At 74.2% G+C, this 16362-nt stretch carries 9 protein-coding genes; 2 read left to right on the plus strand and 7 right to left on the minus strand.

The annotated features are described in order from the left end of the window. Positions 1-28: 28 nt before the first annotated feature. On the minus strand, positions 29-958 hold the full coding sequence (gene nudC, locus ACPA54_RS25060) for an NAD(+) diphosphatase (protein WP_423533316.1): 930 nt from the start codon (positions 956-958) through the stop codon (positions 29-31). Between the two features lie 152 nt (positions 959-1110). Between nudC and ACPA54_RS25065 the strand changes: the two genes are divergently transcribed. Further along, positions 1111-1977 (plus strand): endonuclease/exonuclease/phosphatase family protein, encoded by an 867-nt coding sequence (locus ACPA54_RS25065; RefSeq protein WP_423533318.1) that lies wholly within the window; start codon positions 1111-1113, stop codon positions 1975-1977. A gap of 48 nt (positions 1978-2025) precedes the next feature. Here ACPA54_RS25065 and ACPA54_RS25070 read toward each other — a convergent pair whose 3' ends face one another. From ACPA54_RS25070 to ACPA54_RS25095, 6 genes are all read right to left on the minus strand, one after another. Then, entirely contained in the window at positions 2026-3234 is a 1209-nt protein-coding gene (locus ACPA54_RS25070) for a PP2C family protein-serine/threonine phosphatase (protein WP_423533320.1), read from the minus strand. Positions 3235-3265: 31 nt separating this feature from the next. After that, on the minus strand, positions 3266-6910 hold the full coding sequence (locus tag ACPA54_RS25075; RefSeq protein WP_423533322.1) for an ATP-dependent helicase: 3645 nt from the start codon (positions 6908-6910) through the stop codon (positions 3266-3268). Positions 6911-6998: 88 nt separating this feature from the next. Next, positions 6999-7811 carry a hypothetical protein gene (locus tag ACPA54_RS25080; protein WP_423533324.1) on the minus strand — a complete coding sequence of 271 codons (813 nt, stop codon included), beginning with the start codon at positions 7809-7811 and terminating at the stop codon, positions 6999-7001. Between the two features lie 174 nt (positions 7812-7985). Beyond that, complete coding sequence (locus ACPA54_RS25085) at positions 7986-8720, minus strand: hypothetical protein (RefSeq protein ID WP_423533326.1); 735 nt, start codon at positions 8718-8720, stop codon at positions 7986-7988. 98 nt (positions 8721-8818) lie between these two features. Next, positions 8819-12958 carry a UvrD-helicase domain-containing protein gene (locus ACPA54_RS25090; protein ID WP_423533328.1) on the minus strand — a complete coding sequence of 1380 codons (4140 nt, stop codon included), beginning with the start codon at positions 12956-12958 and terminating at the stop codon, positions 8819-8821. A gap of 357 nt (positions 12959-13315) precedes the next feature. Continuing rightward, positions 13316-13756: an MGMT family protein gene (locus ACPA54_RS25095; protein ID WP_423533330.1), complete on the minus strand. Its 441-nt coding sequence runs from the start codon at positions 13754-13756 to the stop codon at positions 13316-13318. Between the two features lie 71 nt (positions 13757-13827). Between ACPA54_RS25095 and ACPA54_RS25100 the strand changes: the two genes are divergently transcribed. Then, positions 13828-16287: a lysylphosphatidylglycerol synthase domain-containing protein gene (locus tag ACPA54_RS25100; RefSeq protein WP_423533332.1), complete on the plus strand. Its 2460-nt coding sequence runs from the start codon at positions 13828-13830 to the stop codon at positions 16285-16287. Positions 16288-16362 lie beyond the last annotated feature (75 nt).

Genomic DNA, 16362 nt, shown 5'->3' on the forward strand with positions numbered 1-16362 from the left:
TGCGGGCGGGGCGTCTAACGGCGGCGGGCTACCACTTGTTCGACTCCGCGATCGGCTTCCCGTACCAGAGTTCGACGAGCCGCCGGGAGATCGAGATGCCGCCCGGCAGCAGGATCTCCCCCGCTTCCACGGCCGCGCCGAGTTCCTCGCGGGTGAACCAGCGGGCTTCGGCGATCTCCATGCCATCGACATTGACGTGGTCGTCGGCGGCCGTGGCGTGGAAGCCGAGCATCAGGCTGGACGGGAACGGCCACGGCTGGCTGTCGACGTAGGCGACGTCGACCACCCGCGTGCCGACCTCCTCCGCCACCTCCCGCACCACGGCCTGGCGCAGCGACTCGCCCGGTTCGACGAAGCCGGCCAGCGTGGAGAACCGCTTCTCGGGCCAGCTCGGCTGGCGGCCGAGGAGGGCCCGGTCCTGCGGGTCGACCACCAGCATGATCACCGCGGGGTCGGTGCGCGGGAAGTGCTCGGTGGCGCACACCGTGCACTTGCGGACGTGCCCGGCCGCGGTGGGTTCGCTCGGCTGTCCGCAGCGCGAGCAGAAGCCGTGCGTGCGGTGCCAGTTCTCCAGGCCGAGCGCGTGCACGAGCAGGCCCGCGTCGCGGTCGCCGAGTACCGAGCCGAGTGTGTAGAGGTGTCCGACCTGGATGCCCGCGTCGTCGGGGACCTCGGGCAGGGCCGCCGCGGCGACCGCGAAGTGCGCGGTGCCGTCGGGTTCGACGCCGAGGAAGTAGCGCTCGCCTTCCGGGGCGTCCGCGGTGCCGCGCAGCACCAGCGCGGGCCCGCCGTCCTCCGGGCCGAGGTCGCGCCAGTGCACCTTGCCCTGCTCGATGACCAGGACGCGGGTCTCGGGCGCCTCCCAGGCGGCGGCCAGCCACGCCTCGTCGAGCCGGTGGTGCGCGGCCCGGTCGTGCTCGGCGCCGGTCAGCGGCAACGTCTGTTCGCGATCGCCCACGAAACCCTCCCCTGGGTCGTTCTCGTCCTGTCGGGTCCGGTCGGTCCCGCGGTGGTGCCGGACGCACGCGACAACGCCGTCCGCATGATCCGGTCTACACGATCGCGGCGCGAGGGCGTGTCCGGGGTCGGCGGGCGGCGTACCGTCGGTGCATGACGGTGCTGCGCGTCGCCACGTTCAATGTGTTGCACGGCATGTCGCTGGACGACGGTACGGCCGGTCCGGGGCAGCTCGCCGAGGCCTTGTCCGCGCTGGACGCGGACATCGTCGCGCTGCAGGAGGTGGACCGGCACCAGGCCCGCTCGCAGGGCGCCGACCAGGCCGCGGTGGCGGCCAAGGCGCTCGGGGCCGAGCACTGGCGCTTCCTGGCCGCGGTGCACGGGGTTCCGGCACCGGTGTCCGGGTGGCTGGCGGATGCCGGGAACCCGGCGCGGCACGTGTACGGGCCGGACCAAGACGGCGTCGGCGGCCCGTCGTACGGCATCGCCCTGGTCTCCCGCCTGCCGGTGCTGCGCTGGCGGGCGCGGCGGTTCCCGGCGGCGCCGTTCGGGCTGCCGCTGCGCGTGCAGGGCCGTCCGGGGCTGACCCGGGTGCCGGACGAGCCGCGGTCCATGCTGGCCGCGGTGGTCGAGGGACCGTCCGGGCCGCTGACCGTGCTGGCCGCGCATCTGTCGTTCGTGCCGGGGTGGAACGTGTCGCAGCTGGCCCGGATCGGCCGGTCCTCGGCGGACCTGCCGCAGCCGCGGCTGCTGCTCGGCGACTTCAACCTGCCGGGGCGGATCCCGCAAGCGGTCGTCGGGCGCCGAGAGCGGGACGCGAACGGGTCCGCGCGGCCGCGGCGGCAGCGGGTGCGGTGGCGGTCGCTGGCCCGGGTGCCGACGTATCCGTCGTACCGGCCGCGGGTGCAGTTCGACCACGTCTTCGGGCACGGGCTGGGCCCGGATGCGGTGCGCCGCACCGAGACCGTCCGGATGGGCGTCTCGGACCACTGCGCGCTGGTCGTGGAGCTTGAGCTGTGACCCGGCCGACCGCCGACCGGCCCGACCGGCCCGACCGGCTCACCGGACTCACTCGACGGGCTCGGCAGGCTCCGCAGGCTCGGCGGAATCGGCGGGCCCGGCCGCCGCGCGCGGCGTCGGCTCCGACGCCGTGCCCGCCTGCGGCGCGTACATGAGCAGCAGCATCGCCGCGTCGTCTTCGAGAGCCCGGCCGACGTGCCGTTCGACGTCGTGCTCGATCCGGTCGAGGGTCTCTTCCACACCCGGCAGCGCGTCGGGGGCGCGTTCCGCGAGCGGATAGAAGGCACCCTGCGGGTCGCGGGCCTCCACGATGCCGTCGGTGAACATCAGGACGCGGTCGCCGAGCCGGATCGGCGCGGTCAGCACCGGGATCTCGAACAGTCCCGGATCGACGATGCCGAGCGGCGGCACCGGCGACGGCGGGTCGAGGGGCTCCGCACGGGCGGAGCGCAGCAGCAGCGGCGAGGGGTGCCCGCAGTTGACGACCTCGACCACGCCCTCGACCGGGAAGGCGACCAGGACCAGGGTGACGAACTCCTCCACGTCGGCTTCCAGGCGGCGGCTCATGCTGGCCGCGATACGGCGCACCACGCCGGGCAGCTCGGGTTCCTCGTAGGCGGCCTCGCGGAAGGCGCTGAGCACGGCCGCCGCGGTCTGCACCGCACCGAGGCCCTTGCCGCGCACGTCGCCGACGACGGCGCGTGCGCCGTACGGGGTGAGGATCACCTCGTACAGGTCCCCGCCGATCCGCGCCTGTGCCGCCGCGGCCCGGTACCGGACGCCGACCCGCAGCGGCCCGATGCGCCGCGGCACCGGGCTGAGCAGCACGCTCTGCGCGGCCTCGGCGACGCTGCGGACGTCCTCGATGATGCGTTCCTGCCGCTCGCGCACGATGACGCCGACCCAGCTGGACAGCGACACGATGAGGATCGCCAGCAGCGTGACGAGCGGTTCCCCGCTGCCCCGGCTCTGGTCGCTCGAAATGAGCAGGATCATCGCCAACGCGGCGAACAGCCCGGCGACCAGCGGGGTGCGCCGCGGGCCCGGCGTGATGCCGGCGAGGGCCGGGGCGACCGCGAGCAGCGGCCCGATGTGCACGTCGGTGGGCGTGCTGAAGCCGATCACGATGACGAGGACGATCACGGCGAACGGCAGCAGGCGCAGCGTCGAGCCGACCACGCGCAGGCGCCGGCTCCGGGCGTCCTCGGGGACGTCCGGCGGCTCGGCGGGCAGGGGCTCCGGCTTGCGTGCTGGCATCGTCGGGGCGTGTACCTCGAAAACCCCGTGATCAGTCCGCCCCGGTGTCCTCCGCGTCGTCGGCCGGTCCGGCGAGTACCTGTTCGATCCCGGCCCGGTCCGGGAGACCGGTCGGGCGGATGACGTGGCCGGAGCGCACGTAGACGAACGACGCCGTCACCCGGTCGAGGGGCACACCGGCGAGGTCCGCCCAGGCGAGCCGGTAGACCGCGAGCTGGAGCGGGTCGGCGGTGTGCGCGCGGCCGGTCTTCCAGTCGACGACCTCGAAGCCGTCGCCGTCCCGGTACACCGCGTCGATACGGCCGCGCACCACGCGGCCGCCCAGCACGAGCTGGAACGGCTCTTCTATCCGGTACGGCGCGCGCTGCGCGTACGACGTACGCAGGAACGCCTCCTGGAGTTCCACCAGGTCGGCCTCGTCGCTGATGTCCTCGTCCGCGGCGCCGGGCAGGTCGTCGGGCTCCAGCAGCGGGCGTTCGCCGAACTGCGCCTCGATCCACGCGTGGAACCGGGTGCCGCGGCGGGCCGCCGGAGCGGGCGGGCGCGGCATGGGCCGGGCGAGTTCGCGGGCCAGCCCGTCCGGGTCCGAGGCGAGCCGCAGCAGCTGCGACGCGGACAGCGACCCGGGCAGGTCGACTTCGCGCACCCCTGACCGCCCGCGGGCCAGTTCCTCGACGAGCCGGTCGAGGTCGCGGTCCCAGGAATCGACGAGGTCCTGGTCGGCGGGGCCGAGGCCGAGCACGTCGATCTCCGGGTCGAAGCCGAAGCCGGAGGAACCGGCCGCGGGGAGGCCGGCCGCGGGGCCGGATCCGCCGTCGGGGCCGGCCGCGTCGGCAGGCGCGTCCGCATCCGGCGCGGCGGCGGCCCCGTCGGTCCCGGAGTCCGTGCCCTCGTCGGCTGTGTCCTCCCACCCGTCCGGCTCCGCACCGTCGTCGGGCCAGTCCTCGGGCGGCGGCGGGTACTCCTCCGGGTCGTCCGGCGGCTCGTCGAAGAACGGCACGTCGGTGTAGCCGTCGCCGGCCGTCGCGGGCGCCGGCTCGATCCCCGCCGCGGCCGCCGCGGCGGCTTCGGCAGCCGCCGCCTCCACGCGCACGAGCGCCTCCGCCACGTCGCGGGCCGCGCGGCGGCGTTCCTCCAGCGCGGTCGCGTCGAGCGGCAGCGGCCACGCCTGTTCGACGTCGCCCGCCAGGTGCGGGTTGCTCTCCTCGACCGGGTCGTCCGTCCAGGTGACGATTTCGCCGTGGCCCGCCGCGCAGTGCTCGGCAAGGCGCTCGAGGAACTCCGACGGGCCGCGCTTCTTCTTCTGGGTGCGGCCCCACCAGTGCCCGGACGCCACGAGGAGCTGCTTGGGGCGGGTGAACGTGACGTATCCGAGGCGGAGTTCCTCGACGGCTTTGTGCGCCTTCATGCCGGCGTCGAAGGCTTTGAAGCCCTTCGGGGTCAGGTCCGGGAGTTCCGGGACACCGTCCTTGTCGCCGCGCAGCGGGTGCGGCAGCGTCGCGCCGCTCCCCGTCCACTTCTTCTGCGCCTGCGTGCTGGGGAAACCGCCGGTGACCAGCCCCGGCACGGCGACGACCTCCCATTCGAGGCCTTTGGACTTGTGCGCGGTGAGCACCTGCACGGCCTCGCCGGTGCTCGGCAGGCTCCCGTCGAGGCCCTTGTCGTGCTCCGCGGCCGTGCGCAGGAAGGCGAGGAACGCGGTCAGCGACGGGTCGCCGTCCAGGTCGGCGAACCCGGCGGCGACATCCAGGAAGGAGTGCAGGGTCTCCCGGCGGCGGGCGGCGAGCGCGTTGGGCGACGCGGACAGTTCCACTTCGAGGCCGGTGACCGCGAGAATCCGGTGCAGCACGTCCATGAGCGGTTCGCCGAGGTGTCGGCGCAGTTCCCGTATCTCGGCGGCGAGGCGCGCGAAGCGCACCCGGGCCTCACGCGAGAACGGGTGGTCGTCACCGGGATCGGCGAGCGCGTCGGACAGCGACACGACCTCGGTGGGGTCGACACCCGCGACGGCCTCTTCCAGGCGTGCGTCGGGGCCTTCCGCGGGGCCGCGTTCGAACCGCACCAGGTCGGCGGCGCGGCGGCCCAGCAAGGCGAGGTCGCGCGGACCGATACGCCAGCGCGGACCCACGAGCAGCCGCACGAGCGCCGCGTTGGCCGTGGGGTCGTCGAGGACCTCGCAGGCGGCCACGAGGTCGGCGACCTCGGGAAGGTTCAGCAGGCCGGACAGGCCGACCACCTCGACCGGGATGTCGCGTTCCACCAACGCCTTGTGGATTTCCGCGAACTCGCTTGCGGTGCGCGCCAGCACGGCCACGTCGCCGGGCCCGATCAGTGCACCGTCGGGCCGGAACCGGGTGCCGATGACGTGCTGGACCTGGTCGGCGATCCAGGCGATCTCGCCGTCGTGGGTGGCGAGCAACGCGCAGCGGGTCCAGCCGTCGCCTTCCGCGCCGTCGGCGGGGCGGAGCGCTTCGACGCCTTCGTGCATCGCGCGCAGCGGTTCGGCGAGGTCGTTCGCGAAGCGCAGCAGCCGCCCGCCGCTGCGCCGGTTCTCGGCGAGGGAGAAGCGCAGGGCGGGAGTGCCGTCGCGGCGCGGGAAGTGCTCCGGGAACTCGTCGAGGTTGGCGACGGACGCGCCGCGCCAGCCGTAGATGGCCTGGCAGGGGTCGCCGACCGCGGTGACCGGGTGGCCGCGGCCTTCGGCGAGGCCCGGGTCGGTGTCGTGCGGAATGCCGAACAGGCCGGAGAGCAGGCGCCGTTGCGCGACCGAGGTGTCCTGGTACTCGTCGAGGAGGACGACGCGGTAGGTGTCGCGGAGGATGCGGCCGACTTCGGGACGCTCCTCGGCGAGTTGCGCGGCGTAGGCGATCTGGTCGCCGAAGTCGAGGAGGTCGCGGTGCCGGCGGGCGTCGGCGTAGTCGGCCACGAGCCGCAGGAGGTCCAGGCGGTTGCGGGCGGCCTCGGCGGCCTTCTTGGCGCCCGCGGACGGCTTGGGCAGCGCGTCGACGTCGGCCAGCAGCGCGACGTCGAAAGCACGCAACACCTCCACCGGGACGAGGTGTTCGGTCATCTCGCCGCCGAGCGCCAGCACGTCCGCGGTGATCGCGGACAGGGTCTTGGTGAGGGTCGGGAACGGCCCGGGCGCGCGGCGCGCGGTGCGGGCGGCGAGCTGGTAACGGGTGGCGTCGGCGAGCAGCCGCGCGGACGGTTCGAGGCCGATGCGCAAGCCGTGTTCGGACAGCAGTCGCCCGGCGAAGGCGTGGTAGGTGGAGATGGTCGGCTCGCCCGCGTCCTCGTCGTCGAGCGGCAGGCCGACGGCCGCGGGCAGGCCGAGCGGTCCGGGGCCGCCGAGGCGGAGCTTGGCGAGGGCGGTGCGCACGCGTTCGGCGAGTTCGCCGGCCGCCTTGTTGGTGAAGGTGAGGCCGAGGACGGCGTCGGGGCGGACCGCGCCGGTGCCGACGAGCCAGACGACGCGTGCGGTCATGACCGTGGTCTTGCCGGATCCGGCGCCCGCGACGATGACGCCGGGTTCGAGCGGGGCGGTGATGGCGGCGATCTGCTCGGCGGTATAGGGGACGCCGAGGAGGGATTTGAGGTCCTCGGGGTCGCGCAGAGGGGTCGGGTGAGCGGGTCGCACCGGCGCAACGTTAGACGCACCGGAGGACAGGTGCCGCATCGTCCCCGATACCGCGGGCCGGACCGGCGCGGCGGCGTATCATCGCGCGCCCCGCCGGCCCGGGCTCGAGCGGGTACGGAGGCGCCGGTCAGCCGGCCAGCGCCCGCTGCAGCGCGGCCTGGTCGAGGACCAGGTCGGCGCTGGGCGCGGCGACCGCGACGTCCGCGCCGAAGTCGCCGACCTTGAGGTCGAGCGGGTCGCCGCCGGCCACGGTGATCTTGATCGGATACGGGTCGCCCGCGGCCATCACGTACATCGTGGTCGTGGCGCCGTCCGCGGACTTCACGGTGAGCGGCCAGACGCCCTTGCCGTCGACCTGCTCGGCGGCGCCCTTGGCGACGTCCCCCGATCCGGCGCCGAACGTGCCGGCGAACGGGTCGACGAGCTTGGCGTCGAGCTGCTGCCCGTCGGTTTTGACGAAGCGGCCGCGCAGGTCGGCGGGCAGCGACGGGGCGGCGGTGGGTCCGACGACGCTCTCCACATTCGTGTAGACCGTCCCGCCGACCCGGATGAGGACCTGCCGCACGTCGGCCCCGGCCACCGTCTGCCGGGCGTCGCGCTGCTTGGTGACCTCGACGGTCACCTCGGCCGCGTCGCCGCCCGCGCCGAGCCGCCCGGTCAGCTTGTAGGACGTGGCGGCCATCAGCTGCACCGCCCGGTCGGCCAGCTCGCGCCCGCTCAGCTCGCCGGGCGGGCGGTTGTCCGCCGCGCCCGGGGACTCGTTCGGCAGCACGCCCCCGGCCGACGGCGCCTTGCCGCCCGGCGCGCCCGGACCGGTCCGGCCGGCCTCCTCGGGATCGGAGGCGCTGCCGCCGGAACACGCGGTCAACGCGGCCAGGGCGAGAACGAACGCGGTGGCACCGGCCGCGGCACGGCGCGCGACGGGGTGGGGCAGACGCACAGGTACTCCTCGGGGAAGGACGACGAGGCGCCGGGCACACGTACGGTGCCCGGCGCCTCGTCGTCGGAGCATGGCGCGCCCAGTATCCCGACCCTGTCAAGCATCTGACGGACAGTCATCAGTGATGTTCTCGGGCGGGTCGGGTTCCCCGCGGGGCGCTGCGGAGGGAGCGCGTCAGCTGCCGCTGCCCATCGCGTCGTCGATCTTCTTCGAGAACTCCTCCACGTCGACGCTCTCGGTCGGCGCCTTCGGGTCGCACTTGTCCGAGGAGCCGCTGAACTTCGACTCCTCGCGCTCCTTGCCGCCGTTCTCGCTCTCCTCGACCGAGCCGAGGATGAGCGGCGTGCCCTTGGCGGCAATGAAGTACGTCTTCTTCGTACCGTCTTCGGAACGCGACAGCGGGATGGCCTTCTTTCCGTTGAAGGTCGTCACCTCGCCCTTGGTCAGACCGTCGGTCTTGCCGTCGAAGAAGTCGGCGAAGTCGTCGTCCTTGTCCGCCTCGTTCTTGATCCACTTGTCGCTGCCCGCCTTGGTGATGGCGTCCAGCGCTTCCGGGTTGCTCTCGTTCCCGGACTGCGCGGCCCAGAACACCGCGTCGGCCTTCATGTACATCGACCCGCCGGCCTGCAGGATCTCGACCTTGCGGCCGTCCATCGTCATGGTGCCCTTGACGGCCTTGGTCTTGATGTCAGCGCAGGCGTCCATCGACATGGTTTTGCCGTCTTCGTCGGTGCCGGTACCGACGACCTTGACGGAGGTCTTTGCCTTCATCGCCTCGGTGGCCTGGTCCGCCAAAGCCTTCGCGTCGGTCTTGCTGTTGTCCTTCTCGTCGCTGCCGCCGCACGCCGTGAGTGCGGAGAAAGCAAGGACCGCCACCGAAGCGGCAGCGGCCAGACGGCGAATACGCACAGAGACTCCCGTACCTCCGAGGATGTTGCCCGCCAGTATGACAAAGGCAAAAACTTTCCCACGACCGGGTTTTCGATCACTCGCGTTTTCGGAACGTGCTACTCGACGACCGAACGGCCTTCCGTCCGCGCACTGCAGCACTTCCGGAAATCGCACCGGTCGCAGTGCGAACCGGACTTCGGGGTGAACCGCTCGCCCAGAATGCGGCCCGCGACGTCGGCCAGCAGCGCCGACACCCACGTGCGCCCACCCTCGTCCGGCTCGGGCGGCACCTGCTCCTGGACCACCGGCAGGTGCGCCGACTCGGCACCCGGCACCCGGTGCCGCAGCTGCACCAGCTCGGCGCCGCCGGACTCCGGACGCGCCCCGCCGAACGCCTCGACCTCGTCCAACGCGCCGTTGGCCACCGCCATCTGATACACCGCCAGCTGCGGGTGCGCGGCGACGTCGTCGGCGTTGGGCTTCGACTTGCCGGTCTTGAAGTCGACGACGTACGCCAGACCGTCCTCGCCGCGCTCCACCCGGTCCATCGACCCGCGGATCTCGATGCGGTGGTCGCCCGCGGTCAGGCTCACCTCGAACTCGTGCTCGGTCGCGGCCACCACACGGTGCCGCTCGTGCGTGTGCCATGCGAGGAACCGCTCCAGCGCGGACCGCGCCTCCTCCTTCTGCTGCGCGGACTGCCACGGCGCGTCGAACGCGAGCGCGTCCCACACCCGGTCCAACCGCTCCATCAGCACCGGGAGTTCCGCGGGCGTGGCACCGGTGCCGACCTCGTCGGCCAGCGCGTGCACCACGTTGCCGAAACCGAGTGCCGCGCTGCGGGCCGATTCGGCGCGGACTTCGCGGCCCAGGAACCAGTTCAGCGTGCAGGTGTCGACCTTCTCGACCGCGCTGCCGGACAGCCGCACCGGCACCCGCGGGTCCCGCACCGGAATCCCCGGGTCGGTCGGCTCCACGAGCCCCCACCACCGGTCCGGATGCGCCGCCGGGACCAGCGGATAGCCGTCTTCGTCGCGCAGCGCGGCCAACCGCGCCAACCGCCGCGCCGCGGCCAGCTGCACGGCCCTCGGTGCCTTGGGGTCGACGGCGGAGGCGCGGAGTTCGGCGACCAGCGCGGACGTGGACAGCGGGCGGCGGGGCCGCGCGGTGACGTCCGCACGTTCGACGCCTTCCTCGCCCAACTCGGCCAGAAAACGCGACGGTTGGTCTCCGTCGTCGTACGCGGACTTCACCGCGGTGACCACGAGCCGCTCGCGGGCGCGGGTCGCGGCGACGTAGAACAGACGCCGTTCCTCGGCCAGCAGTGCGCCCGGCGACAGCGGCTCGGCGAGGCCGTCGCTGCCGATCCGGTCCGCTTCGAGCAGCGACCCGCGGCGCCGCAGGTCGGGCCAGAGGCCTTCCTGCACGCCCGCGACGACGACGAGCCGCCATTGCAGGCCCTTCGACCGGTGCGCGGTGAGCAGACGCACCGACTCGCCGCGCAGCGCGGCGTCGTCCAGCCGGTCGCCGGGGATCTGCTGCGCGGTCAACTCCTCGAGGAAGTTGAGCGCACCGCGGTGCCCGGCCCGTTCCTCGGCTCGCGCGGCGACCTCGAACAGCGCGACGACCGCGTCGAGATCGCGGTCCGCGTTGCGCCCGGCGGCACCGCCGCGCAGCACCGACCGCTCCAGCCGGGCCGGCCACGGCGTCCCCTGCCACAGCTCCCACAACGCGGCCTCGGTCGTACCGCCCCCGTCGAGCACCGCCCGCGCGGCCTCGATGAGCCGCCCGAGCCGATAGGCCCCGCGCCCGACCCGCTCGTCGACGGCCACGAGCTGCTCGGGGTGCGCGAGGGCCTCCCGGATGAGTTCGGCGGAGGACCGTCCGACGAAGGGCAGACGGGGGGTGGGGGTGGGAGTGGGGGCGGGGACGGTTTCGGGGGTCGCCGCACCGAGGGTCGCCGACGCAGCCGCGGTTGCGAGATCCGACCGGGCGGCGGAGGCGGCCTGCTGCACGGGCCCGTCGACGTGGTCCGGGTCGGCGCCGGTCAAGGCCGCGGAGTCCACGTCGGCGCCGCGCGTGGGCACGCCGCTGTCCCGCACGGCGCCCTCGGCGGCGCCGGTTTCGGGGGCGGCTGACGCGGGCTCAGGGGCTGCCGCGTCGGCAGACGCGGCCTGTGCCGGCCCGTCGGTGGGGTCGAGGTCGGCCGTGGCTGGGGCGGCGGCAGCCGCGAGGCCGGTTTCGGAAGGAACCACGTCCCCGCGAAGCGCCACGGCGGCTTCGGGATCGTCGGCGCGCGGGAGGCCGGGCGACCCGGGGGCGGCCGCGCCGCCGCGAGCCGCCGACGGAGGCCCGTCGGTGCCGTCCGCGTCGCCGGCCTGCGCGGCGGCGGTGTCCGCGTCGCCGACGTGCGCGGTCACGCTGCGCTTCCGCACCCGGGCGTCGGCGGCGGGCGAAGCCGTCGGGCGGAGGGACTCCGGGGCGTCGTCGGGCGGCGGGGTGGGCTGGACATCGGCGAAGTCGCGGGGGAACAGTGCGTCGTCGTCCAGGTCCGTCCCGCCGCCGCGAGCCCCCGCCGCGGCGGCCTGCGCCTGGTCTCCCGGCGCGGCAGCGGCCCCGTCCTCGTCCGCCCCGTCCGGTTGTCCGGCCGCGTCGGCCTGCTCGCCGGCGAACGCGGCGGCGTCCGGTGCGGCGGCGGGCCCGCCGTCCTCGCCGATCGTCGCGGTCCCGTCCTCCGGCTCGGACTCGCCCTCGACCGGTTCCTCGTCCGCGCCCGCCTCCGCCGCCGCCCGTTCCTCCGCGCGGAGGGCCCGCCCCAGCACCCGCAGGTCGGCCGAGTCCAGGCCGCCCATCGGGGACACCAGGAGCATCCGGGCGGTTTCCTCGTCCAGGGCGTCCGGATCCGCGGCCACCCGGAGGGCGGTCAGCAGCGGGGCGACCGCCTGCTCCGCGGCGAGCGGGAGTTCGTCGCCCGCGATCTCCAGCGGGACGCCCGCGACCGAGAGCGCGCGGCGGATCGCCGGGATCGAGCGCGCGCCCGACCGCACCAGCACCGCCATCTCGCCCCACGGCACCCCGTCCTCCAGGTGCGCGCGGCGCAGGATGTCCGCGACGTTGTCCAGCTCCGCCCCCGGCGTCGGGTACGTGTAGACCTCGACCCGCGACGGATCGTCGTCCCCCGTCCGGTCCGCCGCCAGGTCGCGGTGCGCGAGCGCGTCCGCCGCCGGGAGGCGGCTCAGCGGCATCCGCCGGGTGATCTCCCGCGAGGCGCGCAGCAGCCCCGCACCGGCGCGGCGCGACGTGCGCAGCACGATCGTGCGCGCCGGGTCGCCGTCCCGGTCCGGGAACCGGTCGCGGAAGTCGAGGATGCCGTTGACGTCCGCACCGCGGAACGCGTAGATCGACTGGTCGGGGTCGCCCACCGCGACCAGGTCCCGCCCGTTGCCGGCCAGCGCCTGCAGCAGCCGGACCTGCGCGGGGTCGGTGTCCTGGTACTCGTCGACGAACACCGCCCGGTAGCGGCGGCGCAGCTGCTCGGCGACCTCGGGGCGTTCGGCGAGGATGACCGCGCGGTGCACCAGCTCGGCGTAGTCGACGACGCCTTGCGCGTCCAGCACGTTCAGGTACTCGCCGAGGAACTCCGCGGCGGCCCGCCAGTCCGCGCGGCCGGTGGCGGCGGCGAACCGGGCGAGCGCGTCCGGGTCGAGGCCGATTTCCCGGCTGCGCGCGACCACCGCGCGGACCTCGTCGGCGAACCCGCGGGTGGCGAGCGCGGCGCGCAGCTCGGCGGGCCAGTGCACCGTGCCGTCCTCGGCCTGCCCGGCCAACAGCTCGCGGACGAAGACGTCCTGCTCCGGCCCGGACATCAGCCGCAGCGGATAGGTGAACAGCTCCGGCGGCTGGTGCTGCCGGACCAGCGCGTAGCAGAAGGAGTGGAACGTCGTGGCCGTCGGCAGCGCGCCCCCCGCGTGTGCTCCGCCGGACCGCAGCCGCGTCGCGATACGGTCGCGCAGCTCCCCCGCCGCCTTGCGGCTGAAGGTGAGAACCAGGATCTCTTCGGGAAGCATCCCGCGGGCGACCCGGTCGGCGACCGCCTCCACCAAGGTGGTTGTCTTTCCTGTACCCGGACCGGCCAGAACCAGCAGCGGACCGCCCGGGTGCGCCACGACGGCACGCTGCTGCGCGTCGAGCGTCGGGGGCGGCGGCGGCGTGATGCCGGTACGCCGCAAGCGGTACGCGGAGGTCGCGGTCGTCATGGCTCGGGGCCTTACGGGGAAGCCGGGGGAAACGGATCGGCAGGACGGCGGAGAGCGGAACGGAGCGGAGTCGGAAGCGGACGGGGACCGGAACGGGGATCGTACGGGACCGGGGCGACCCGGACCCCCGGAACACGGCGGTACGGCGGGGCAGCGGCAGAGCGGGGAGAAGTGGAGCGGGTCATCGAGGCGGCACGGCACACGGGGTCCGGAACGGCCGGCCGCGACGCGGGAACGTCCTTCCCTCGCGGGTACTGCGGGTACTGGGGGTACTGGGGGTGTATGCGGCCGCGCCCCGGTCGGCAGGGCGCGGCCTTGCCCCATCAGATCACACGCGACCCTCGTGCCACTTGCGGCCTAGTCCGCCCCGGAGCTGCGAGGATCCGGTCCGGTGCCGCCCGCGCCGCCGTCCCAGCGCGCCCGTGCCATGTCCACCCGGGTGCCGCCCGCGCGCAGCGGCGCGCCTTCCGCCCGCAGCTTCCGCAGGCCTTCCTCCAGCCCGGGCGCGTGGGTGCCGTCCGCGCGCAGCACGCGCCACCACGGCACACCGCCGCCGTACAGCGCCATGATCCGGCCGACCTGCCGCGGCCCGAGCCGCACGGGCTCCGCCGGAGATCCGGGCTCGCCGGGCTCCTCGGACTCCCCCGGTTCCCCGGGGACCTCGGCGGCCTCGGCGGTGTCGGCGTCCGCGAGGTAAGCCGCCACGTCCCCGTACGCCATCACCCGCCCCGGCGGGATGCGGGCCACCAGGTCGAGAACGCGTTCGGCGATCGGCGTGGGAAGACTCACGCCCCGCATCGTGCCAGACCCGGCGCCGTGCACCCGCCGCGATCCGCCGCGCCGTGCCACCATCAAGGCGGCGGTGACTGGTGATTCGAGACGAATTTCGCGACGCGTTCCGCGAGCAGGCGGACGGCCCTCCGGGGGATCCCCCCGCGGATCCTCCCGCGTCCGGGCGCGCCCTGATCGTGGAGCCCTCGCAGCCGGTGCGCGTGCACCGGTCCGCGGACCTGCTGCGCGTGCTCTTCGGCCTGCTCGCGATCGTCGCGGTCTTCGTGCTGGCCAGCCTCGCCCGCGAGACCACCTCCGGCCTGGAGTCGGACGTCGTGCGCGGCGCCCAGACCAGCCTGCCGCGCGTCCTGCTCAACCTGTCCGGCGGCGTGTTCGCGGTCGCCGTGCTGGTCGTCCCGGTGGCGTACGGCGTGGAACGGCTGCTGCGCCGCGACGGCCTGCGCGTCGCCGACGGCGTCATCGCCGCCGCCCTCACGTACGCCGCCTCCCTCGGCCTCGACTGGTGGGTCACCGGCCCCGGCCCCGACGCCCTGGAAGCCGCCCTCACCCGGCCGCTGCAGGGCGGCGGCCTCACCGACCCGGTGCACAGCTACATCGCCCCGGTCGTCGCCTACATCACCGCCGTCGGCCTGGTACGCCGCCCGCGCTGGCAGGCGCTGTTCTGGACACTCCTCGCGCTCAACGCGGCCACCGTGCTCGTCGGCGGCTACACCACGCCGCTCGCCCTGGTCACCAGCGTGCTGCTGGGCCGCACGATCGCCTACGCGACGATGTACACGGTCGGCGTCCCCAACCGCCGCCCGCCCGCCGAAGCGGTCGTCGCCGCCCTGCGCCGGTTCGGCCTGGTCGCCGCCTCGGCCGTCCGCACCGACGACGGACCCGACGAGAGCCGCCGCTACGCCGTCCGGCTCACCGACGACCAACTCCTCGACGTCACCGTCCTGGACCGGGACACCCAGACGTCGGGCGCCGTCTACCGCTTCTACCGCCGCGTCCGGCTCCGCGTCACCACCGCGCGGCGCACCTTCCAGTCGCTGCGCCGCGCCCTGGAGCAGGAGTCGCTCATGGCGTACGCGGCGGCCGACGCGGGCGTCCGCACGCCGCGCCTGATCGCCGCCACCGAAGTCGGCTCGGACGCCGCCCTGCTCGCCTACACGCACGTCGCCGGACGCGGCCTGGACGCCATCCCCGACGAAGAAGTGACCGACGCCCTGCTCGTGGAGATCTGGCGGCAGATCTCGCTCATGCAGGCCCACCGGCTCACCCACCGCCGTCTCGGCACCGGCAGCTTCCTGGTGGACGGCGACGGCCGCCCGTGGCTGATGGACCTGCGCGCCGGCGAGATCGCGTCCGGCGACCTGTCGCTGCTCATCGACACCGCGCAGCTGCTGACCTCGGTCGCCCTCCGGGTCGGCGAGGAACGCGCCGTGCGCACCGCCTCCGAGGGCCTCGGCGTGGACGCGGTCGCGGCCTGCCTGCCGCTGCTGCAGAAGGTCGCGCTCAACCGGTCGACCCGCACGGCACTGCGCAAGGAAAAGACGCTGCTGTCCGGGATCCGCGAGCAGATCCTGGAACTGCGGCCGCGCGCCGTCGCCGAGCCGGTGCGGCTGGAACGGATCCGGCCGCGGACACTCGTCACCGTCTGCGCCAGCGCATTCGCCGGTTACTTCCTGCTCACCCAACTGACGCACGCCGACCTCGGCGACGTGTTCGAACGCGCCAACTGGGGCTGGGCGGCCATCGGCCTCATCGCATCGTCGCTCAGCTACATCGCCGCGGCGCTCATGCTCCTCGGATTCGTGCCGGAACGGCTGTCGGTGTGGCGGACGTCGATCGTGCAGCTCGCCGGGTCGTTCGTGAAGCTCGTCATGCCCGCCGCCGTCAGCGGTGTCGCGCTCAACGCGCGCTATCTGCAGAAGGCGGGAGTGCCGCCCGCGCTCGCGGCGGCCAGCATCGGCGTCTCGCAGCTCGGCGGCCTGGTGTTCCACATCGGCCTGCTGGTGTTCTTCGGCTACATCGCGGGCACCGAGCAGACCCCGTCGTTCGCGCCATCCGGGGCGGTCATCGCCGGGCTGCTGATCCTCGCGCTGGTGTGCCTGCTGATCATGGCGGTGGCGCCGCTGCGCCGGACGGTGGCCACGCGCCTGCGCGCGCTGTTCTCCGGCATCGTGCCGCGGCTGCTCGACGTGCTCCAGACGCCGAACAAGCTGCTGGCCGGCCTGGGCGGCACGGTGATGCTGACGCTGTCGTTCGTCCTGTGCCTGGACGCGTCGGTGCGCGCGTTCGGCGGCTCGGCCAGCTTCGCGGCGATCGCGGTGGTGTTCCTCGCGGGCAACGCGATCGGCTCGGCGGCACCGGTGCCCGGCGGCATCGGCGCGATCGAGGCGGCGCTGATCGCCGGTCTCACGACGACCGCGAAGCTGCCCATCGAAACGGCGACGGCCGCGGTCCTGCTCTTCCGCTTCCTGACCTTCTGGCTGCCGGTCCTCCCTGGCTGGCTGGCGTTCACCTACCTCCAGCGCAAGCAGGCCATCTGACACAGACACGACGAAGGGCCCCTCCCGTGTGGGGGAAGGGCCCTTCTCTCGTATCGCTCGTATCGCGAGACGCGC

The organism is Uniformispora flossi (genome assembly GCF_049534875.1).
Taxonomy (GTDB): domain Bacteria; phylum Actinomycetota; class Actinomycetes; order Streptomycetales; family Streptomycetaceae; genus Yinghuangia; species Yinghuangia aomiensis.